The organism is Rhizobium mongolense subsp. loessense, from assembly GCF_900099775.1.
Classification (GTDB): Bacteria; Pseudomonadota; Alphaproteobacteria; order Rhizobiales; family Rhizobiaceae; genus Rhizobium; species Rhizobium loessense.
Genome location: NZ_FMTM01000001.1, coordinates 594,007 through 611,929, shown reverse-complemented (window position 1 = coordinate 611,929; position 17,923 = coordinate 594,007). Strand labels below are relative to the sequence as shown.

At 60.5% G+C, this 17,923-nt stretch carries 19 protein-coding genes; 13 read left to right on the top strand and 6 right to left on the bottom strand.

What is annotated here, in order from left to right; all coding sequences use genetic code 11:
- Nucleotides 1-30: 30 nt before the first annotated feature.
- From apbC to BLP23_RS03040, 10 genes are all read left to right on the top strand, one after another.
- Nucleotides 31-1,188, top strand: coding sequence for an iron-sulfur cluster carrier protein ApbC (apbC, locus tag BLP23_RS03085; RefSeq protein WP_092583487.1), 1,158 nt, complete (start codon nucleotides 31-33; stop codon nucleotides 1,186-1,188).
- Between the two features lie 411 nt (nucleotides 1,189-1,599).
- Complete coding sequence (locus BLP23_RS03080) at nucleotides 1,600-2,577, top strand: magnesium transporter CorA family protein (RefSeq protein ID WP_092583486.1); 978 nt, start codon at nucleotides 1,600-1,602, stop codon at nucleotides 2,575-2,577.
- 18 nt (nucleotides 2,578-2,595) lie between these two features.
- Complete coding sequence (locus tag BLP23_RS03075) at nucleotides 2,596-4,494, top strand: potassium transporter Kup (RefSeq protein ID WP_092583485.1); 1,899 nt, start codon at nucleotides 2,596-2,598, stop codon at nucleotides 4,492-4,494.
- Nucleotides 4,495-4,639: 145 nt separating this feature from the next.
- Nucleotides 4,640-5,818 carry a cell wall hydrolase gene (locus BLP23_RS03070; RefSeq protein ID WP_092584248.1) on the top strand — a complete coding sequence of 393 codons (1,179 nt, stop codon included), beginning with the start codon at nucleotides 4,640-4,642 and terminating at the stop codon, nucleotides 5,816-5,818.
- 282 nt (nucleotides 5,819-6,100) lie between these two features.
- Nucleotides 6,101-6,445 carry an AtpZ/AtpI family protein gene (locus BLP23_RS03065; RefSeq protein WP_074066842.1) on the top strand — a complete coding sequence of 115 codons (345 nt, stop codon included), beginning with the start codon at nucleotides 6,101-6,103 and terminating at the stop codon, nucleotides 6,443-6,445.
- A gap of 70 nt (nucleotides 6,446-6,515) precedes the next feature.
- Nucleotides 6,516-7,268: a F0F1 ATP synthase subunit A gene (locus tag BLP23_RS03060; protein ID WP_092583484.1), complete on the top strand. Its 753-nt coding sequence runs from the start codon at nucleotides 6,516-6,518 to the stop codon at nucleotides 7,266-7,268.
- Nucleotides 7,269-7,336: 68 nt separating this feature from the next.
- Nucleotides 7,337-7,564 (top strand): F0F1 ATP synthase subunit C, encoded by a 228-nt coding sequence (locus BLP23_RS03055; protein WP_027507791.1) that lies wholly within the window; start codon nucleotides 7,337-7,339, stop codon nucleotides 7,562-7,564.
- Nucleotides 7,565-7,642: 78 nt separating this feature from the next.
- The gene (locus BLP23_RS03050) at nucleotides 7,643-8,284 is read left to right on the top strand and encodes a F0F1 ATP synthase subunit B (RefSeq protein ID WP_092583483.1); all 642 of its coding nucleotides are present in this window, start codon (nucleotides 7,643-7,645) and stop codon (nucleotides 8,282-8,284) included.
- A 3-nt stretch (nucleotides 8,285-8,287) separates the two neighbouring features.
- Nucleotides 8,288-8,773 (top strand): F0F1 ATP synthase subunit B, encoded by a 486-nt coding sequence (locus tag BLP23_RS03045; RefSeq protein ID WP_092583482.1) that lies wholly within the window; start codon nucleotides 8,288-8,290, stop codon nucleotides 8,771-8,773.
- A 553-nt stretch (nucleotides 8,774-9,326) separates the two neighbouring features.
- Nucleotides 9,327-9,767 carry a DUF4168 domain-containing protein gene (locus BLP23_RS03040; protein ID WP_092583481.1) on the top strand — a complete coding sequence of 147 codons (441 nt, stop codon included), beginning with the start codon at nucleotides 9,327-9,329 and terminating at the stop codon, nucleotides 9,765-9,767.
- A gap of 148 nt (nucleotides 9,768-9,915) precedes the next feature.
- On the opposite strand, the gene BLP23_RS03035 is transcribed toward BLP23_RS03040, so the two are convergent.
- Both BLP23_RS03035 and BLP23_RS03030 read right to left on the bottom strand, forming a co-directional pair.
- Nucleotides 9,916-10,608, bottom strand: a complete 693-nt coding sequence (locus BLP23_RS03035) for a ribonuclease HII (protein ID WP_092583480.1) — start codon at nucleotides 10,606-10,608, stop codon at nucleotides 9,916-9,918.
- 190 nt (nucleotides 10,609-10,798) lie between these two features.
- Nucleotides 10,799-11,956: a PA0069 family radical SAM protein gene (locus BLP23_RS03030; RefSeq protein ID WP_092583479.1), complete on the bottom strand. Its 1,158-nt coding sequence runs from the start codon at nucleotides 11,954-11,956 to the stop codon at nucleotides 10,799-10,801.
- Between the two features lie 137 nt (nucleotides 11,957-12,093).
- Here BLP23_RS03030 and BLP23_RS03025 point away from each other — a divergent pair, with 137 nt between their 5' ends.
- Both BLP23_RS03025 and BLP23_RS03020 read left to right on the top strand, forming a co-directional pair.
- The gene (locus tag BLP23_RS03025; protein WP_092583478.1) at nucleotides 12,094-12,612 is read left to right on the top strand and encodes a glycosyltransferase family 2 protein; all 519 of its coding nucleotides are present in this window, start codon (nucleotides 12,094-12,096) and stop codon (nucleotides 12,610-12,612) included.
- Nucleotides 12,613-12,797: 185 nt separating this feature from the next.
- Nucleotides 12,798-13,112, top strand: a complete 315-nt coding sequence (locus BLP23_RS03020) for a hypothetical protein (RefSeq protein WP_074066849.1) — start codon at nucleotides 12,798-12,800, stop codon at nucleotides 13,110-13,112.
- A 45-nt stretch (nucleotides 13,113-13,157) separates the two neighbouring features.
- On the opposite strand, the gene moaB is transcribed toward BLP23_RS03020, so the two are convergent.
- The 4 genes from moaB to BLP23_RS03000 form a co-directional block, all read right to left on the bottom strand.
- Nucleotides 13,158-13,709 carry a molybdenum cofactor biosynthesis protein B gene (gene moaB, locus BLP23_RS03015; RefSeq protein ID WP_092583477.1) on the bottom strand — a complete coding sequence of 184 codons (552 nt, stop codon included), beginning with the start codon at nucleotides 13,707-13,709 and terminating at the stop codon, nucleotides 13,158-13,160.
- A complete protein-coding gene (locus BLP23_RS03010; RefSeq protein WP_092583476.1) occupies nucleotides 13,709-14,596 on the bottom strand; it encodes a 4-(cytidine 5'-diphospho)-2-C-methyl-D-erythritol kinase in 888 nt (295 codons plus the stop codon). Before BLP23_RS03010 ends, moaB begins: the two co-directional genes overlap by 1 nt.
- A gap of 6 nt (nucleotides 14,597-14,602) precedes the next feature.
- On the bottom strand, nucleotides 14,603-16,435 hold the full coding sequence (locus BLP23_RS03005) for a tetratricopeptide repeat protein (protein WP_092583475.1): 1,833 nt from the start codon (nucleotides 16,433-16,435) through the stop codon (nucleotides 14,603-14,605).
- A 132-nt stretch (nucleotides 16,436-16,567) separates the two neighbouring features.
- On the bottom strand, nucleotides 16,568-17,584 hold the full coding sequence (locus BLP23_RS03000; RefSeq protein WP_092583474.1) for a polyprenyl synthetase family protein: 1,017 nt from the start codon (nucleotides 17,582-17,584) through the stop codon (nucleotides 16,568-16,570).
- 108 nt (nucleotides 17,585-17,692) lie between these two features.
- Between BLP23_RS03000 and BLP23_RS02995 the strand changes: the two genes are divergently transcribed.
- Nucleotides 17,693-17,920, top strand: coding sequence for a putative signal transducing protein (locus BLP23_RS02995; protein WP_028739850.1), 228 nt, complete (start codon nucleotides 17,693-17,695; stop codon nucleotides 17,918-17,920).
- Nucleotides 17,921-17,923: the final 3 nt, after the last annotated feature.

The window sequence follows — 17,923 nt, the reverse complement described above, 5'->3', positions numbered from 1 at the left end:
GTCTCTTCAAAGACGATGCGTGAGGGTGGAATGACGGACGTCACCAAGGAACAAGTTCTCGAAACGCTGAAGACCGTGCGCGGTCCCGATCTCGAACATAATATCGTCGAGCTCGGCATGGTTTCCGATGTCTTCATTTCAGACGGCAAGGTCTATTTCTCGATCACCGTTCCGGCCGAGCGCGCCAAGGAGCTTGAGCCGCTGCGTCTCGCGGCCGAACGCGTCATCAAGGAACTGCCCGGCGTCAAGGGTGCGCTCGTGGCGCTGACCGCCGACAAGAAGGCGACCTCTGCCTCCGCGCCTGCCGCCCGTCCTGCTGCCCATGCCGTGCACGGCCACGAAGGCCATGCCCACGCGCCACAGCAACAGCCGCCGCGCGCCGGCAAGATCGGCGTTCCCGGCATCAAGTCGATCATCGCGGTCGCCTCCGGCAAGGGTGGCGTCGGCAAGTCGACGACGGCCGTCAATCTCGCGCTCGGCCTGCAGGCGAACGGTCTGCGTGTCGGCATTCTCGACGCCGACATCTACGGTCCCTCCATGCCGCGCCTTTTGAAGATTTCCGGCCGGCCGACGCAGATCGACGGCCGCATCATTAATCCGATGGAGAACTACGGCCTCAAGGTCATGTCGATGGGCTTCCTCGTCGATGAGGAAACTGCGATGATTTGGCGCGGCCCGATGGTGCAATCGGCGCTGCTGCAAATGCTGCGCGAAGTCGCCTGGGGCGAACTGGACGTGCTTGTCGTCGACATGCCGCCCGGTACCGGCGATGCACAGCTGACGATGGCCCAGCAGGTGCCGCTCGCCGGCGCCGTCATCGTCTCCACGCCGCAGGACCTTGCATTGATCGATGCCCGTAAGGGGCTCAATATGTTCCGCAAGGTGGAGGTACCGGTTCTCGGTATCGTCGAGAACATGAGCTATTTCATCGCGCCCGATACTGGCACCCGCTACGACATCTTCGGTCATGGCGGCGCGCGCAGGGAGGCCGAGCGCATTGGCGTGACCTTCCTCGGCGAGGTTCCGCTCACGGTGAGTATTCGTGAAACCTCGGATGCCGGCACGCCGCTTGTCGCCTCCGAACCGAACGGCATCGTTGCGGGCATCTATCGCGACATCGCGTCGAAGGTCTGGGAACAACTCGGCGGCCAGCCGCAGCGCCAGGCGCCGGCGATCATTTTCGAATAGGTTTCGGCGCGCCGCATGCCCCAAATTGTGGGGGAAATGTGGTGATATTGCCCAGTTCACCTAAGATGACTTGATTATTTCACAGCTTTCCGTCATATGGCCCGCCGTCGCCATGATGGCGGTTTCTGCGGATGCTCGATGATGGCCGCCCTTGCTTGAAAAGTTTCGGCCAGCCTGCATGTTCGGAGTTATCTTGTCGATCGAAGGATTGGTGGACTGCGATGCGGTTGAGCAGAATGCATGGCCGGGGTCTGACCGGATGCAGCTGGAGTTGTATGAACCTTATTCCGCGTCCGGTAAGATCGAAGACTATTAGCCTGTACGGCGCCGTGACGGCTGCCATTCCAGTGAAAGGCTCTCGATGAAAAGCGCAGGCATTGCAGGACGTGCCGGCGGCTGGAGCAACGCCCGGTGATCACTGCTTATTGTTCAAATTGCAAGTCGGTCGAAATCCGTGACCTATCGCACGCCGCGGAGTTTCCGGACGATGTGGTATGGATCGATATGCTTGAGCCAACCCGTGAGGAGGAACTCTACGTCGAAAAGATCGTCGGCATCGAGGTTCCGACCCGCGACGATTTGAAGGATATCGAGCCGTCCGCACGCCTCTATACCGAGAATAATGCGGTCTACATGACGGCTTCGCTGGTCTGGAAAGCTGAGACAGAGGCCCCGACGCTAACGGATGTTGCCTTCATTCTCGTTGGGAACCGGTTGATCACCATCCGCTACGCTCATCCGAAATCCTTTGCCCTGTTCATCGCCGCCCTTCATCGCGTGCCGGAAGAGTGGCGCAGCGGTGCCGCTCTCCTTGCCAAGTTGCTCGAGACGATCGCCGACAGGACTGCGGAAATTCTCGAACTTTCGGTCGCCCGCATCGATATCCTTTCGACGCACGTTTTCGGCGACCGCGCCAGAAAGGTTCGCAAGCCTTCGAACTATCTCGAGGAGAAGCTTCGCGATATCGCCGGCCACCACCGCCTTGTCAGCAAGGTGCGCGAGAGCCTCGCCTCGCTCTCACGCCTCATGACCTTCTTTTACACCATCCCCGCAGTTCAGAAGGACCAGGCGACGAAGGAACTGTCGCGCACCGTCTCGCGCGATATCCAGTCGCTGACGGAGCATGCGTCCTATATCGCCGGAAACATCACCTTCCTTCTCGACGCCTCGCTCGGCCTCATCAACATCGAGCAGAACTCGATCATCAAGATCTTCTCGATCGCATCCGTCGTCTTCTTGCCGCCCACCCTTGTCGCATCCATTTACGGCATGAATTTCGAATTCATGCCGGAACTGCACTGGGTCGCGGGTTATCCCTCTTCGCTGGGCCTGATGGTGATGTCCGCCATCATTCCGTTCTTCTTTTTCCGATGGAAAGGCTGGCTCTAAGGAGCCTGTTGTCACTTTATGTCCGACGAAAGCCATTCACACGATCGCCACGTGACGCCGCGCAAACTCTTCTATCTTACGCTCGGCTCCGTCGGCGTCGTCTATGGAGATATCGGTACCAGCCCGCTCTACGCATTCCGCGAAGCGCTGAAGCCGGTCGCGCACGATGGGATCACCCGCTTCGAGATCATCAGCCTTATCTCGCTGATGCTCTGGGCACTGACGATCATCGTCACCCTCAAATATGTCCTGCTGCTGCTGCGCGCCGATAACGAAGGCGAGGGTGGAACACTCTCCCTGCTTGCCCTGTTGATGAAGACGGCGAACGGACACACCGCATTGCTGCTTACACTCGGCATGGCGGGTGCGGCACTGTTTTTAGGCGACGCGATGATTACGCCGGCGTTGTCAGTGCTGTCTGCCGTGGAAGGCGTTAAGCTGATGGCCCCGAGCCTGTCGGCCTATATCGTGCCGATTTCGGCGGCCATTCTTGTCGTACTATTCGTTTTCCAATCGCACGGCACCGGCGTCATGGCCCGTTTTTTCGGACCGATCACCGCGCTCTGGTTCATCGTCATGGCGATTGCCGGCATTTCGCATATCTCCGACGACTACGGGATCTTGGCAGCCTTCAATCCGTATTATGCCGTCAGCTTCCTACTCGACGAGGGATTCTTCGGCATCGTTGTTCTGGGTGCGGTCTTCCTGACGGTTACCGGCGCCGAAGCGCTTTACGCCGACCTTGGCCATTTTGGTCGCCGCCCGATTCAGTGGGCCTGGTTTGCGCTGGTCTTCCCTGCGCTCGCGCTGAACTATCTCGGCCAGGGCGCACTCGTCCTCGGCAATCCGGAGGCGATGTCCGACCCCTTCTATCTCATGTTCCCGAAGTGGGCGCTGCCTTTCGCCGTCATACTGGCGACGGCTGCAACGATCATCGCCAGCCAGGCGGTCATCACCGGCGCCTTTTCGCTCGTGCGCCAGGGGATCAACCTCGGTTTCCTGCCGCGCATGGAGATCCTCTTCACATCGGAGACCAATACCGGGCAGATTTTCCTGCCGACCGTCAACACTGTGCTCTTCCTGGGCGTCATGTTCCTGGTGATCACGTTCCAGACGTCGGAAGCTCTTGCAACGGCTTACGGCATCTCGGTCACCGGCGCGATGGTCGTCACCACAATCATGACCTTCGAATTCGTACGGACGCGCTGGAACTGGTCGGTTTCGATCGCAACGATCGTTTTGTTACCGCTGCTTGTGCTGGAACTGATTTTCCTCGGAGCCAACCTGCTCAAAATCCACGACGGCGGCTATATTCCAATCCTCATCGCCACCGCCTTCATTGTTGTCATGTGGACCTGGCGCCGCGGCACGGCGCTCCTCATGGAAAAGACCCGCCACACGGATATTCCGCTGCCTTCCTTTGTCAGTTCCATCGAGCGCAAAAGCGACCACTCGCCTGCCCACGTGCCGGGCACTGCGATTTTCCTCACCAGCGATCCGGAATCGGCGCCCGCAGCCCTGCTTCACAATCTAAAGCACAACCACGTCCTGCATGACCGCAACGTCATTTTGACGATCCGCACGGTCAACAAGCCGCGCGTTGCGAACTCTGAACGCTACAAGGTCGAGCAGGTTTCCGAGCGCTTCTCGCGTGTCGAACTGCTCTTCGGCTTCATGGAAACGCAGAACGTCTCCCAGGCGCTTGCAGCACTCAGAAAGACCGGGCTGAAGTTCGACATCATGACGACCTCCTTCTATCTCGGCCGGCGCAAGCTGGTGCCGGATGCGAAATCCGGAATGCCTTACTGGCAGGACCGGCTCTATATCGCGCTCGCCAACGCGGCAGCAAACCCCTCCGACTACTTCCGCCTTCCGGCGAACCGCGTAGTCGAACTCGGCTCGCACGTCATCATCTGACACGCTTTCCCTACTCTTCTCCCCGCCGGGGAGAAGACGAAAAACCGCTCAGGGATGAATTCTGGAACACCGCATTAACCAAGCATCAAGGTTAATGGGTGATTTTCGTCTGACTGTTGAAGCGTCCCGTGTCCGGAGTCTGGCGTTGCGTCGAAATCGCGTTGTCCGCAGCAAGCTGCGTTTTCTCCCTCAGAGCTGGATTTCACCCGCCATCTTCGGCGTTTGCGGGTGGCTCGCATTCCCCACAATCACATCGCATGCCGATCTCGCCGCCATGCTCGCCGGGCTTGATCAAAGCCGCGACAACTGGCGCATGGTGATGACAAATTCCCCGGCAGGCTCCATTCATCAGGCCGAACTCGCTTTCGCGGATCCAATCGTGACGGGAACGATCGCGGCCGGCGCGGGCATGGTTCTTCCGGATGGCCGCAAGGTTGCCTTCGTCGCGAAAGGCAAGGGCCACGAGGAAACGCCGGACGAAGAACGCGTCAACCGCGGAACGAAGAAAGGCCGCATCGTCGCCGTCGAGAAGATGCAGCCGCCGAAGGATTTCTCCGCCGGCTCCATTCTCCAGCGCACGCAGCTCCTTTTCCAGCCGAGCTTCGACATCAAGGACAAGTCCGCCTTCGTCAAGCCGAAGATCATGGGCAAGGAAATCGAGATCGCCACCAGTTTCTACAGGAAGCAGCCGGTCATGCCGGAGCCCGGCGTTCCGGCGATGCTTGCAGGCCTCGTCACAAGCAACAAGGCCGACGTGCTGGCGACCGCCTATGCGCCGGCAGCCCCGGACTACGCGCGTCAATCACCCTTCGACTCCATCCTCGCCGATCAGACAAATGACGGCCGCTTCGTTCCACAGATCGGCGCGGGCGATCACGCATGGGCGGCGAGCATCCTGCCTGCCAGCGTGTTTTCGGCACGCGAGCAGCAGTGCCTTGCATCCGGCATCTATTTCGAAGCTCGAGGTGAATCGGTAAAGGGGCAGGCAGCAGTCGCGCAGGTCATCCTCAACCGCGTGAGGAACCCCGCCTATCCGAAAACCATCTGCGGCGTCGTCTACCAGAACGAAGACTGGCGGAACCGCTGCCAGTTTTCCTTTGCCTGCGACAACATCCGCGATCGCGTGAACTCCGAAAATCACTGGCGCGTTGCCCGCGACGTCGCCATGGCGGTTACGGCCGGCAAGATCTGGCTTCCGCAAGTCGGCTCCGCTACGCATTATCATGCCGTCTATGTCCGGCCGAATTGGGCAAGGACCATGGAAAAGGTCGGTCGCATCGGCCTGCACGTCTTCTACCGCACCTATGGCGGCGGCTGGAGCTGAGGAAAAGCCGATCCGGCAGCGGATTTCCCCGCCGATCAACGGCTTCGAAAGCGGATTCTTTCGCTCGAATTTTCAAGGCGGTGGGAAATTCGGATCAAATCATTGATTCGGAACGATAATTTTATGGCTGGACATAAGCTCTCTACGCCTTGACTATGGTTTCCCCTAAAACTATGTTGCGCGCGACTTCAGAACGGGCCGAAAGGTTTTCACACCTTGTGTCCGTTGTCCTGAAAACCGGGGTAGCGGGGATCGCGGACAGCGGAAGACGAGGAGGAAGCCATGGCGGATGACCGCGAGGAAAGTCTTGAAAAGCGCCGTGCGCAGCTGGGAGCGAAGCTCAAAGCCAAGCGCATAGATGCGGGAGAGGACGAGGCGAACGAAGCCCGCGCCGAGGTAAGCCGCAAAGGCTATGCTGAGGCGATGAAGCTTTCGAGCGAGTTCATTTCCGCTATCGTCGTCGGTGCCCTTCTTGGCTATCTTTTGGACCGTTTTGTCGGCACGGCGCCTTGGGGGTTGATTGTTCTTCTGCTTCTCGGATTCTGTGCCGGTGTTTTGAACGTTCTTCGTGCTGCGGGAAAGGTTGCAAAACCGGAGCCTGGAGAGGCCGAAAACGGCAAGAAATAGGGCAGGGCGCCTGGCGTTTTGTCCAGTGTGATGATCCCGCGTTCGCGGGCCAAAGAAGAGAGAACAAGCGGTGTCTAACGATCCGACCCATCAGTTCCTGATCCAGAAGATTGTACCGATCGAAATCGGCGGAATTGATTTCTCCTTTACCAACGCTTCTCTCTTCATGGCGGCATCCGCTGCAGTCGCCGCAGGCTTCCTCTATTTCTCGACGTCAAACCGCGCGATCGTTCCCGGCCGCTCGCAGTCGGTCGCGGAAATAACTTACGAATTCATCGCCGGAATGCTGAAGGAAGGCGCAGGAACCAAGGGGATGAAGTTCTTCCCGCTGGTCTTTTCGCTCTTCATGTTCGTGCTGACGGCCAACCTGCTTGGCATGTTCCCGTATTTCTTCACGGTGACGAGCCAGATCATCGTCACCTTCGCCTTGGCGCTGCTCGTCATCGGCACGGTTCTCGTCTACGGCTTCTATAAGCACGGCTTCCATTTCCTGAACGTCTTCGTGCCCTCGGGCGTGCCAGGCATTCTTCTGCCGCTGGTGGTGGCGATCGAAATCATCTCCTTCCTGTCCCGCCCCATTTCACTTTCTGTTCGTCTTTTCGCCAATATGCTCGCCGGTCACATCACGCTGAAGGTGTTCGCAGGCTTCGTCGCCTCGCTTGGAGCCCTCGGTGCAGTCGGTGTCGGCGGTGCCATTCTTCCCCTCATCATGACGGTCGCCCTGACCGGTCTCGAGTTCCTCGTCGCCTTCCTCCAGGCTTACGTCTTTGCGGTGCTGACTTGCATGTACCTCAACGACGCAGTTCACCCGGGTGGCCACTAAGGATACCGACATTGACGTCAAAGGGCGTCAGTCAATTCGCCGCAACAACCATTTCAAAGGAGTTCAACATGGAAGCGGAAGCAGCAAAGTTCATCGGTGCAGGTCTGGCTTGCTTTGGTATGGCCGGTACGGCTCTCGGCCTGGGCAACATCTTCGGCAACTACCTCGCCGGCGCGCTGCGCAACCCGTCTGCTGCTGACAGCCAGTTCGGCCGTCTGGTTTTCGGCTTCGCCGTTACGGAAGCTCTGGGCATCTTCTCGCTGCTCGTCGCTCTCCTTCTGCTCTTCGCCGTCTAATTTCGGTGGATTGAGGGATCACGGCCTGCGACCAGCAAGCCGTGATCCTTCGTATTTGCAGTACACCTGGAGGTGAGCATGTTTTTTGTGACCCCGGCCTATGCTCAAGAAGCTCCGGCGGGAACGGCAGAACCGGGTGCAGCGCCCGCCACGGACCCGCATGCCGCTCCGGCGCCCGGCGAGGTCCATACCGAGACCGGCGTTCCCGGCGGCGAGCATGGCGGCGGTGTTTTCCCGCCTTTCGATTCGTCGACTTACGCATCCCAGCTTCTGTGGCTGGCGATCACCTTCGCCGTTTTCTTCTTGCTCATGCAAAAGGTCATTACGCCGCGCATCGGCGGTATCCTCGAGCAGCGCCATAAGCGCATCTCGCAGGATCTCGACGAGGCAAGCCGCCTGAAGGCGGAGGCCGATGCGGACGTTGCAGCCTATGAAGCTGAACTCGCTGCGGCCCGCGCCAAGTCGAACTCGATCGGCACTGCCGCGCGCGACGCCGCCAAGGCCAAGGCCGAAGAAGATCGTCGCGCCGTCGAAGCCAGCCTCTCCGAGAAGCTGAAAGCTGCCGAGGGCCGCATCGCCGACATCAAGGCGAAGGCATTTGCAGACGTCGGCACGATTGCCGAGGAAACGGCCGCTGCCGTTATCGAACAGCTGATCGGCGGCACAACCACCAAGACCGACGTTGCCGCTGCTGTCGCAGCCGCTAAGAAGGAGGCTTGATCGATGGAATTTGATGCAACTTTCTTCGCTTTCGTCGGCCTCGTCCTGTTCCTCGCCCTCGTCGTCTATCTGAAGGTTCCGGGCATGATGGCAAAGTCGCTCGACGACCGCGCCGACCAGATCCGCAACGAGCTGGCCGAAGCCAAGCGTCTGCGCGAAGAGGCTCAGCATCTGCTGGCCGAATACCAGCGCAAGCGCAAGGAAGCGGAAGCGGATGCTGCGCATATCGTCGCCGCTGCCGAGCGCGAAGCCGAGATGCTGACTGTCGAGGCGAAGAAGAAGACGGAAGAGTTCGTCGCCAACCGCACGGCCCTTTCGGAACAGAAGATCAAGCAGGCGGAAGCCGATGCGATGAAAGCCGTCCGTTCGGCTGCCGTCGATCTGGCGATCAGCGCGGCCGAAACGGTTCTCGCCACGAAGGCCGACGGCAAGGTCCAGGCCGACCTCTTCAAGGGTGCCGTCGGCGAAGTGAAGACGCGCTTGAACTGAGCGTTCTTTGAAGTAGATCTGGAAAGGCCCCGGCATCGGGGCTTTTTTTATTGGCGGCCGTGCGGCTGCCAGAGAGTTTGCTGGTGCTGAATAAGAAGGTTCCGGACCGATCTTGCGTGACGGGCTTGTATGGCGCGCCACGCGTCCATGGACCGCGAATGTGCATTCTCTCTTTGGCCACCTGAAGCAGTGCGGCTTCGATTCAGCGCCGCGATCTGCAGGCTATGATGAGAATTTCGAGCGCGTGACTTTTATTGAGGGCGAGTGCGGCGACCTCGACAGTGCCCAAATGCGCTTGGAGACGGTACTGACTTCTGCTACATCCGCGTTCATCTGGATAAAATCGCGGCCGGACTCATGGCCACATGATCGAACCGGCAACAAGCCGAAGGGGGGAATCCTGCCACAAAGCCGCCGCTCGATGGTCGGGAGATCGCCTTCCTATTGCCGCACCGAAAACGCCTGAGAGTCACATTGTCGCCGGATCGTTCCTCAACCCTAACCGGCGGCCAAGGCAGTATGTCGCCGTCCACGCCACCACAGAGGAATGAATATGATCACTCGTTATACCCCTGTTGCATCGTTGACCGCTGCAGCTCTCAGCTTGATGTTTCTCAGCAACCCCGCGTCCGCACAGCAGGCAGCTCCAGCGCAGCAACCGGTTCAAGCGCAACCAGAAAGCAAAGGCGCGGCCGCAGCCGTCAGCGATCAGAAAATCGAGGCCTTTGCGGTCGCCTATCTCCAGGTTGACCAGGTTAGGCAGGAATACTCGGCCAAGATCGGAGCAACACAGGACACGGCAGCGAAGCAACAGCTGCAGACCGAAGCCAGTAAGCAAATGGTTCAGGCCGTGGAAGCCTCTCCAGGCATCTCGCTAGATGAGTACAATTCAATTCTGACCGCCGCGCAGAACGATCCGGCACTCGTCAAGAGAGTTCAGGAAAAGCTCCAGGAATCTGCGCCCGCGCAGCCGGCGCCCGCGAAGCAGCAGTAAGCTGTGCGCCGGGACTGCACCTCAAGCTGGTGCTGTTCTGGTTCCATTGAAGCGGTCTGAATGACCGCTTCAATCACCACGTGCGAGGTCAAGATGCTGCTTCCATGAAGCCAGAGTACAGAGTTCGACAGGCCTGCAGCGGCAGCAGTTAGTCCTCCAGCAGTTCATCCATCGTAGCGCCTTCGGTGCCGTCCTTCTTCAACGGCCGGAAACTCATGCGGTGAAGCGAGCAGGGACCATGCCGCTCGATGCCGGCGCGGTGCTGCGCCGTGCCATAACCCACATGCGCGGCAAAGCCGTAATCGGGGAAGACGGCATCGGCACGCGCCATCATCCGGTCGCGGGTCACCTTGGCAACAATAGAGGCGGCGGCGATCGAGACCGAGCGCGCATCGCCCTTGACCACCGCTTGACCTGGGCACACCAGCCCCGGCGGCACGTCGAGGCCATCGGTCAGCACGTAGCTTGCTGGGATGGCAAGGCCGCAGATTGCCCGGCGCATGGCGTCAAGGCTCGCTTTGCGGATATCCGTGAGGTCGATCTGTGTGGAACTCGACGACGCGATGGAAACCGTCGCGGTTGCCAGGATCTGGACGAAAAGTTGTTCGCGCCGTTGCGCCGAGAGCTGCTTGGAATCATTCAGCCCGTCCGGAATACGCCTGGGATCGAGAATGACCGCGGCAGCGACGACAGGCCCGGCCAGAGGGCCGCGCCCTGCCTCATCGGCGCCAGCGACCGGCCAGTGACCGGCCTTGCGTGCCTTCAGTTCCAGCTTGAAGTCCGGGACGAGCGGCACCTCTTCGAAAAGCAGAGGAGAATCGGGTGACGTGCGAGGTTTCATGCGGCTGAACCTCGCACGCCAACCCGATTTCCTGCAAGCCCCCGGATCAGGCGGCGTACCGGGGGCTTTGGCCGCGAAACGGGCAGGGAGCCGTTCGCGGCGGCAAGAGGCCAGGGCGGCGGCCTCCTGCGGGTAACTCGTTATGGCATTCGCCGGGCGGCCTCAGGAACGCCCGCGTTCGGACGGGCGACTAAAGCAGCGAAAGCTGCACGCCGCTGCCATCCGGCGGCACGAAAAGATCGTCGCGAAGCGGCATGCTGCGCCTCGTCATGCCGAGCCGCTTCGTCGCCATCTCGAAGCGGCGAGCGAGCTGCCAGGCATAGGGGCCGGCGCCTTTCATGCGCTTGCCGAATTCGGCGTCGTAATCCTTGCCGCCGCGCATCGAGCGGACAAGCGACATGACGTGCCGGTAGCGATCCGGATAGTTCTGCAGCAGCCAGTCGCGGAAGAGCGGAGCGACTTCCAGCGGCAGGCGCAGGATCACGTAGCCCGCCTCCAGCGCACCGGCAACCTTTGCCGCGTCGAGAATGCGTTCCAGTTCGTGGTCGTTCAGCGCGGGGATCATCGGAGCGACCATCACCGAGGTCGGGATGCCCGCCTCTGTCAGGGCCTGGATTGCCTCCAGTCGGCGCGGCGGCGTTGCAGCGCGCGGTTCCATCGCACGAGCGAGCTTGCGGTCGAGCGTGGTCACCGAAAGCGCGGCACGCACAAGGCTCTTGGCTGCCATCTCCTGCAGGATATCGATATCGCGCAGAATCAACGCCGACTTGGTGACGATCGAGACCGGATGGTTCGCCTTGTTCAGCACTTCGAGGATCTGCCGCATGATGCGCCATTCCTTCTCGATCGGCTGGTAGGGATCCGTATTGGTTCCGATGGCGATGACCCGCGGCTTGTAGCCGGGCTTCGCAAGCTCGCGCTCCAAAAGCTTGGCCGCATCCGGCTTGGCAAACAGCCTGGCTTCGAAATCGAGGCCCGCCGAAAGCCCCATATAGGCGTGCGTCGGCCGGGCGAAGCAGTAGATGCAGCCATGTTCGCAGCCGCGATAGGGATTGATCGAACGGTCGAACGGAACGTCCGGCGACTCGTTGCGGGTAATCGCCGTGCGCGGCTTTTCGATCTGCACTTCGGTCTTGAAGGGGGGCAGTTCTTCCAGCGTCTGCCAGCCGTCGTCGAAGGCCTCTCGGTGCATCGGCTCGAAGCGCCCGCTGGGGTTCAGTCCGGCCGCGCGGCCGCGACGCCGGTCGACCTCGATGCGAAGGCCCGAAGAGGCGATCATCGCTTCGGCAACATCCGCCGGATTGGCAGGCGCAAACGCGGCCTGCCCTGCAAGGGACTGTTCGTTCATCCGATTCTCCAGGGACCAGGCCATTGCCTTCGTCCGTCTTGATGATTAAATTCCTATCGAGAAAAAGAGAACAATGCAAGAACAAAATAAGGAAAGTCGCGCTGGCAAATTTTTGTGCGGCGCTTTATAAATAGGCAATGTTGACGGTTGTTCTGGAGTGCCAGGATCAGGAGCCTGAGCTGGCGCAGACTTTATCGGTGCTGGTGGCGGGTGCAGTCGAGGGGCTTGTAAGCGACGTGATCGTGCTCGATCACGGCTCGCGCGACGGTACATCCAGGGTGGCGGACGCGGCTGGGTGCCGGTTCCATTCCCAATGGGATATCAAGGATGTGTTGCGCTCGGCCCGCGGCGAGTGGCTACTTTTCGTCGAACCTGGCGCCCGGCCGCAGACCGGTTGGATAGACGAGATCGCCGAATATGTCGCCCTCAACAAAGTTCCGGCGCGTTTCACCGCTTCGCGCGGATACAAGCGCCCGTTTATCCAGCGGGTGGGCCGGTCGCTGCCGCCGCTGGAACTCGGCCTTCTCGTGCCGAAGAAACACGCGATTGCCGCCGCAAGAAGCGGAATGCGCCTTTCGGAATTTGCCAAGGGGCAGAAGCTGCGCAAGCTTTCCAGCGAACTGATTCCCTCCTGGGTAGCACGCGCCGCACGATAGCGCGCAGACTTTTCAGCATTCGCGCTAAAGATGGCGCCCGATACGATTTCGCGCTATAATTCAGCCATGGCGCCGCCCGAGCGCCCCGCTTCTTGGCGGCCGACCATGGAATGCCGACAGACGGCAGAACAGGTCACAGCGGAAGTCTCCTCTTCTGCCGGGTTTCCGGCGAAAGGAGGTGCGTCATGAAACGCAATATGATCCGCGGCCTGTTGGCCGTCATATTGACGACATTGGTGATCGCGCATCCGCATTCGGCAGCATCGCAGATGATGCGCAGTTGCGCAGGCCGATCCGAGGTCGTCAAGTTCCTTGACAAGAATTTTGCCGAAAAGCTCACCGCGGTCGGACTGATCAACCAGAACGCCATTCTTGAGGTCTATGCCGCCAAAAGCGGCACCTGGACACTCATCATAACGGATGTTCACGGCGTCAGCTGCTTCCTGCTGTCGGGTGACAGCTGGGAAACGATACCCACTCTGCCGGGCTTGGATACATAGCGAACGCAGGCTGCTGCCCTGGCGCGCCGGGCAGCAGCGCGCCTTCTACTTCCCCACGCCGCGCTTCATGTGCTCGTCGAGCCGCGGCATGATCTCCACGAAATTGCAGGGCATGTGGCGGTAGTCAAGCTGCGGCTTCAAGATGCCGTCCCAGGCGTCCTTGCAGGCGCCGGGCGAGCCCGGGAGCACGAAGATGAATGTAGCCTTGGCAACCCCTGCCGTTGCCCGCGATTGGATCGTTGATGTGCCGATCTTGTCGTAGGAGACGCGGTGGAAGACCGCCGAGAAGCCGTCGATGCGCTTCTCGAAAAGCGGCTCCAGCGCCTCGGGCGTCACGTCACGGCCGGTTAAGCCAGTGCCGCCGGTGGTGATCACGACGTCGATGCCGTGGGTCTCCGTCCAGGCGTTGACCTGGGCTGCGATGGCCGCCTTGTCGTCGCGCACGATGGCGCGGTCCATCAGCTTGTGGCCGGCCTCGGCGATCCGCGCCACAAGCGTGTCGCCGGATTTGTCGTTCTTTAGCGTGCGCGTGTCCGAAACCGTCAGCACGGCGATGCCGACGGGAATGAACGGCCGCTCTTCGTCGATACCTGTCATCACCTGTCTCCCGAAAGCGTTTCCGTCGCCTGGAAATACCAGTCCGGCCGTTCTCTGTGAAGTTTTGCCGCGGCCGCTCCGGCTGTTTCAATCGAGCCGAAGATGCCGAAGCAGGTTGCGCCGGAGCCGGACATGCGGACAAGTCTTGCGCCTGCATCCTTCAACGCGGCCGACACATCCTCGATCTCGGGAACAAGCTTGCGGGCAGGCGGCTCGAGATCGTTCCGGTTGGCCCCGATCGCCGCCAGCCAGTCGTTGCCCCGCAAGGCAAGCGGCGGGTTGTTCTTCGCCGTCAGCAGCCGGAATATCTCTGGCGTCGAGACCGCCTTCAGCGGATTGGCCAGCACGACCGCAAAAGAGGGCAAGGCAACGGGCTCGATCTGTTCGCCAATCCCGCGCGCAATCAGCGGCCGGCTCGCAAGGCACATGGGAACGTCGGCGCCAAGTCTGAGAGCGATCGCCGACAGCCTCCCACCGGGTAGGCGGAGGCTCCAAAGCCGCATGAGGCCGCGAAGCGCGGCTGCCGCATCCGCGGAACCGCCGCCGATACCAGAGGCGATCGGAAGGTTCTTTTCGAGATGGATATGGACCGGCGGTGCATGGTCGCCCTGCGCCAGCGCTGCCTGCCGAAGCATGTCACGCGCCTTGAGCACCAGATTGCTGCGGGAATCGATGTGGAGAGCGGGGCCGAACCGTCCGCTGATCGTGAATTTGTCCGATGGCGAAGCGGCAAAGCCCAGCCTGTCGCCGTGGCCGGCAAAGGTCACAAGCATGTCCAGCAGATGATAGCCATCGGCTTTCTGGCCCGTCACGTGCAGGGCAAGATTGATCTTAGCGAGAGCATCTTCAGTAACCGCGAAGCCGCCGCTCATGCCCGCATCAGGCATGGGTTGTCAGGACTTCTTGTCGGCTGGCGGCGGCGTAACAGGCGCCGGATCCGGCTGCTTCTTGTCGGCCGCCTCGGCGTCGTCGTTGTCCGACGTCAGACCGTTCGCGATCTTGTCCTTGATTCTCGGAATCTCGGTCTCTTCCGGTGCCGAACCTAGCGCCCGGTTCCACTGATAAACGGCCTCGAGCTTGCGTCCGACGCGCCAGTAGGCGTCGCCCAGATGGTCGTTGATCGTCGCATCACCGGCCTTGATCTCGGCGGCCTTTTCCAGTTCGGCAACTGCATCGTCGTAACGGTTCAGGCGGTAATAGGCCCAGCCGAGCGAGTCGATGATGTAGCCGTCGTCCGGACGCAGGTCGACGGCCTTCTTGATCATCGTCAGGCCTTCGTCGAGGTTGCGGTTCATGTCGATCCATGAATAACCGAGATAGTTGAGAACCTGCGGCTGATCCGGATTGAGGTCGAGCGCCTTGCGGAAGTTCGGCTCGGCCTGGTCCCATTTCTTCAGGCGTTCATAGGCGATTCCGCGCTGGAAGAAGACCGTCCAGTCGGCGCGGCGCGGCAGCGGGCCGATCACCTCCACCGCCTTGTCGTAATTCGCCGCCATTTCCGCATAGTCCTTGGCGTCGGAAAGCACGCTGCCATAGGCGAGATAGGAGCGGACGTCCTTCGGGTCAGAAACGATCAGCGCCTTGAGGTGTTTGCGTGCCTCGTCGGTCTTGCCGCCCTGTGCCAGCGCAAGGCCGAGCTGAAGCTCGGAGATGCGTCGCATCGGCGAGTTTTCCGGCACGCGCCTGTAGAATTCGATGGCACGGTCCGTCTGTTCCTGTTTTTCAGCAATGCCGCCTAGAAGGACCAGCGTATCGGCGCTGTTCGGGTCAAGCGTATTGGCCGTCTGCAGATAGAGCGAGACGATGTCTTCGGCGCCGTCGCGATTCAACGCGCTGCCGATGGAGAAAAGCACGGCGGCAGCGCCCTGCGCGGCGTTGCGCACCTGCTGTTCCGGCTTTTCGCCCTTCTCGATGCTCTGGCGCAGCGCATTCAGCGGCGCATAGTTCGGCAGCATGTTGTCACCGACCGAGATCGCGTCGAGCGCCTTCTGCTTGTTGCCCTGGGATGCTTCGAGGCGGGCAAGCGCCATGACAGCGCGCATGAAGGTGTCGGGTGCGGTCGCGCCGCCATCCTTGTCCAGCACTGCGTCGTTCAGATGTCTGCGCGCGGCCGCCACGTTGCCGGTTACGATCGCAATTGCGCCCGCATGATAGTTCTGGAAGATGCCGAACCATTCCGGGCCCTTCATCTTCTCGACCATCGAAAGAGCTTCCTTGTTGCGGCCGGCGCCGGCGCGCGCCCAGGCGAGCAAAAGGTCGTTCATCATGCGGTCGAGGTCGTTCGGGCCGTCATATTTCAGGATCGCTTCGGCCGTCTTGAACTCGCCGCGGCGAATCGCGTCCATGCTGCGCACGACTGTTGTGATGCGCTCGACGGAAGGATCCTTCTTCAGGTCGTTGGCATATTTCACGCCATCTTCGATATTGCCGTTCAAAAGCAACGAGATCATCAGGCGCTGGCGGATCTCCGGGTTGCCCGGCTCGATCTGGAGGGCCTTCTTGTAGAGCTCGATTGCCGTCTTGTAGTCGTGATCGACATCGGCCGTGCGGGCAGCGAGAAATGCGCCTGCGAAAGTGCCGACCGTATCCGGGTCGAAGATCACGTTCCTGGCGGCATCGTCCGTCTTGGCCGCTTCTTCGGCATTCACGCCGCCAAGCGCGCCGAGCGAAATGACCGCTGCGAGCGCTGCGCTCGAAAGAAGACGGATGGCATATCTCTGCCGCATTAGAAAACCTTTCATCAGGGCAGCCGATTCATCCGGCCGGCTGCGAAATCAGTTGAAAAGACTGATTCACAATAGGATGGCTTTTTTGAAGCGGCCCTGCAAGAAAATCAGCCCGCGATCAAGGACCTTTGATCAGTTGACCCGCTCGATGCAGAAATCGATCACTTCCATGAGGGCCGATTTCCAGGCCGTTTCGGGGAGCGGCGCCAGCGCGTCGCGGGCGATCGTGCCGTAATGGATAGCTCGCGAGATCGTGTCGTTCAGCGTGCCGTATTTGGTGATCAGGCCGAGGGCCTTTTCGAGGTTGGCATCGCTGCTGTTGCCGCCTTCGATCGCATCGCGCCAGAAGGCGCGCTCGTCCTGCGTTCCGCGGCGGTAGGCGAGGATGACGGGAAGCGTGATCTTGCCTTCACGGAAGTCGTCGCCGACATTCTTGCCGAGATCCGCAGCCTTGCCGCCGTAATCCAGCGCGTCATCGACAAGCTGGAAGGCGAGGCCGAGATTCATGCCGTAGGATTTCAGCGCATTGCGGCCTGATTTGCCGGCGTCTGCGACGATCGGGCCGACTTCGGCAGCAGCGGCAAAGAGTGCTGCCGTCTTGGCCCGGATAACGGAAAGATAGTCGTCCTCCGTCGTCTCCATGTTCTTGGCGACCGAAAGCTGCAGCACTTCCCCTTCGGCAATGACGCAGGCGGCCGACGAGAGGACATCGAGCGCATCGAGTGAGCCGACATCCACCATCATGCGGAAGGCCTGACCGAGCAGGAAATCGCCAACGAGAACGCTCGCCTGGTTGCCCCAGATCGTGCGCGCTGTTGATTTGCCGCGGCGTAGATCGCTTTCGTCGACGACGTCGTCATGCAGCAGCGTTGCCGTGTGCATGAACTCGACGCTGGTCGCGAGCTTGACATGGTTTTCGCCTCTATAGTCGAAGAGACAGGCCGATGCGAGCGTCAGCATCGGGCGCAGGCGCTTGCCGCCGGAAGAGATCAGGTGATTTGCGACCTCCGGAATCATCTGAACGTCGGAACCGGCCTTCGAAAGGATAAGCTGGTTGACCCGCTCCATGTCCGCCCGTGTCAAATCGACCAGCGGCTTGACGGATGCCAGTTTGTTTTTGCTTTCTTCAAGCGGTATGACCACGCCCAACGACCCGGACTCCTGTTCATTCTTTGGGATTGACAATAGAAAGGGGCGATTGAAGCGGCAAGGGGTGAATTGTCGCGCAACACAGAATTGAAAGGGAATTGACCGCAAATGCATGAACTTATCCGCGCCAATGACCCTGTTCTATTGTCCTATGCGCAGAGTCTTCTGAAGGATGCGGGAATTCACTGCTTTGTCGCGGATCAGGATATGAGCATTCTTGAGGGCTCGCTCGGCATGCTGCCGCGCCGTCTGCTCGTCGAGGAGGAGCGAGCCGATCAGGCCCGCCGCATCCTGACGGATGCCGGTCTCGCCGGCGAATTGCGTATCGCGAAATGATGT

Bases quoted from the DNA above. Each gene is read 5' to 3' on its own strand.
- apbC (WP_092583487.1), top strand. From the start codon at position 31: ATGACGGACGTCACCAAGGAACAAGTTCTCGAAACGCTGAAGACCGTG.
- BLP23_RS03075 (WP_092583485.1), top strand. From the start codon at position 2,596: ATGTCCGACGAAAGCCATTCACACGATCGCCACGTGACGCCGCGCAAA.
- BLP23_RS03065 (WP_074066842.1), top strand. From the start codon at position 6,101: ATGGCGGATGACCGCGAGGAAAGTCTTGAAAAGCGCCGTGCGCAGCTG.
- BLP23_RS03055 (WP_027507791.1), top strand. From the start codon at position 7,337: ATGGAAGCGGAAGCAGCAAAGTTCATCGGTGCAGGTCTGGCTTGCTTT.
- BLP23_RS03050 (WP_092583483.1), top strand. From the start codon at position 7,643: ATGTTTTTTGTGACCCCGGCCTATGCTCAAGAAGCTCCGGCGGGAACG.
- BLP23_RS03045 (WP_092583482.1), top strand. From the start codon at position 8,288: ATGGAATTTGATGCAACTTTCTTCGCTTTCGTCGGCCTCGTCCTGTTC.
- BLP23_RS03040 (WP_092583481.1), top strand. From the start codon at position 9,327: ATGATCACTCGTTATACCCCTGTTGCATCGTTGACCGCTGCAGCTCTC.
- BLP23_RS03035 (WP_092583480.1), bottom strand. From the start codon at position 10,608: ATGAAACCTCGCACGTCACCCGATTCTCCTCTGCTTTTCGAAGAGGTG.
- BLP23_RS03030 (WP_092583479.1), bottom strand. From the start codon at position 11,956: ATGAACGAACAGTCCCTTGCAGGGCAGGCCGCGTTTGCGCCTGCCAAT.
- BLP23_RS03025 (WP_092583478.1), top strand. From the start codon at position 12,094: ATGTTGACGGTTGTTCTGGAGTGCCAGGATCAGGAGCCTGAGCTGGCG.
- BLP23_RS03020 (WP_074066849.1), top strand. From the start codon at position 12,798: ATGAAACGCAATATGATCCGCGGCCTGTTGGCCGTCATATTGACGACA.
- moaB (WP_092583477.1), bottom strand. From the start codon at position 13,709: ATGACAGGTATCGACGAAGAGCGGCCGTTCATTCCCGTCGGCATCGCC.
- BLP23_RS03010 (WP_092583476.1), bottom strand. From the start codon at position 14,596: ATGCCTGATGCGGGCATGAGCGGCGGCTTCGCGGTTACTGAAGATGCT.
- BLP23_RS03005 (WP_092583475.1), bottom strand. From the start codon at position 16,435: ATGCGGCAGAGATATGCCATCCGTCTTCTTTCGAGCGCAGCGCTCGCA.
- BLP23_RS02995 (WP_028739850.1), top strand. From the start codon at position 17,693: ATGCATGAACTTATCCGCGCCAATGACCCTGTTCTATTGTCCTATGCG.